The 1,930-nt window shown below is 61.3% G+C and carries 2 protein-coding genes; both read left to right on the forward strand.

What is annotated here, in order from left to right:
- Positions 1-1,327 (forward strand): amidohydrolase family protein (locus tag JNL55_RS05480; protein WP_293850413.1); only part of this gene is annotated, 1,327 nt, incomplete at its 5' end.
- Positions 1,312-1,930: oligopeptide:H+ symporter (locus JNL55_RS05485; RefSeq protein WP_293850416.1), on the forward strand; the 619-nt coding region annotated here is incomplete at its 3' end. The genes JNL55_RS05480 and JNL55_RS05485, both read left to right, overlap by 16 nt.

Below are 1,930 nucleotides of genomic sequence, written 5' to 3' on the forward strand. Positions count from 1 at the left end.
CAATGGTCGGATCATCACCATGGAGGATGAGCAGGTCATTGAACGCGGCACGGTGGTCGTCAATGGCAATCGTATCGCCGCGCTCGGGCCGGTGGGCGACGTGGCGATCCCCGCGGGCGCCAAAGTCATCGACGTGTCTGGCAAGACGCTCATGCCCGGATTGGTCGACATGCACGGCCACATCAACAATTGCTATTACACCTCGTCCGGGTTGATGCCCCAGAAGCAGCAGTCGCGTTACGCGGATCTGGCCTACGGAGTTACTACCAACTACGACCCATACACCTCGGAGCTGCCGAGCTATTCGCAGAGCGAGATGACGTTGTCGGGGGACATGGTCGGGCCGCGAGCCATCGAGTCCGGCTTCATCGCCTTCGGGCGCGCTGGCAAGGGCGACAACGCGTTCATCCCCATCGGCAGCTACGAGGACGCGAAGGTGCTGATGGAGCGCAAGCGAGCGCTCGGCGGCATCATCGTAAAAAGCTATCGCCAGCCCATGCGCAGTCAGCGTCAGCAGCTGATCAAGGCCGGGCGCGACACCGGCATCATGGTGGACGTGGAGGGCGAGGCGAACTTCTTCAACAACATCACCTCCGTGCTGGATGGACAGACCAACCTGCAACACAACCTGCCGGTGGCAACGTACTACGATGACGTCGTGCAGCTGATGAAGCACGGGCAGACGCCGCACACGCCGACGCTGGTAATCATTTTCGGCGAGTTGTTCGGCGAGAACTATATCTATCAACATTCGCGCGTTTGGGACGATCCCAAAGCCAAGACGTTCGTGCAGGTCACCACCAGCGGCTACAGTCCGCTGGCGCCCGGGCACTACGCACCGCCTTACGTGCGGGGCATGACCAGCATTCACGCGGCCGATGAGCTCTACGATATCGGCTTCCGTTCCGTGTCCCGCTCCATCAAGAAGCTCGACGACGCCGGAGTCATCGTCAACGCGGGGTCGCATGGCGAAGTGTCGGGCCTCGCTCAGCATTGGGAGATGCAGCTGCTGGCCGAAGGCGGCATGAGCAACCATCGTGTGCTACGAACTGCGACCATCAACGGTGCGCGCACGCTCGGCATGCAGGCGCAGATCGGCTCGCTGGCCGTGGGCAAGCTCGCCGACTTGCTGGTGCTGGATGAAAATCCGCTAGAGGACATCCGTAACAGCAATACCGTTCGCTACACCATGGTCAACGGCCGGCTGTTCGATGCGTACAGCATGAACGAGATCGGCAACTATGACCGGCCGCGCTCCAAGTTCTATTGGGAAGCGGGCCGGACTCGTAACATCGTCGAATGGAAAAAAGCTTGGGCGCACCAGTAACACAGGACCCGCTGTTCCTGGGCCATCCCAAGGGCCTGGCCTATATTGCCTTCACGGAAGCGTGGGAGCGCTTCTCGTTCTACGGCATGCAGGCGCTGCTGATGCTGTACATGACCGGCTATTTGTTGCAGCCGGGCACGGTGGACACCGTTGCGGGGTTCAGCGGGTTGCGTGCTGCTATCGAAGGTGTGTTCGGTGTGCTGGCGGTGCCGGCGTTGGCTTCGCAGATCTTCGGGCTGTACGTGGCATTGATTTATTTCGTGCCGGTGCTGGGCGGTCTGCTCGGCGATCGTTTGCTCGGACGGCGTCGCGCCGTGTTGCTGGGCGCCGTCGCAATGGCGGCCGGTCATTTCATGATGGCGTTCGAGACGCTGTTCCTAACAGCTTTGCTCTCGCTCATCGTCGGCTCGGGGCTGCTGAAGGGTAATCTGGCCGCACAAGTAGGCAACCTCTATGCACGTGATGACCGGCGTCGCGAGCCTGCATACGCCGTCTACGTCACTGCGATCAACATCGGCGCGTTCGTGGCGCCACTGGTCTGCGGCACGCTCGGCGAGCTGTATGGATGGCACTACGGCTTCGGTGTCGCGGGCTTCGGAATGT

Origin of the sequence: Steroidobacter sp., assembly GCF_016790065.1 — a bacterium.
GTDB lineage: Bacteria > Pseudomonadota > Gammaproteobacteria > Steroidobacterales > Steroidobacteraceae > Steroidobacter.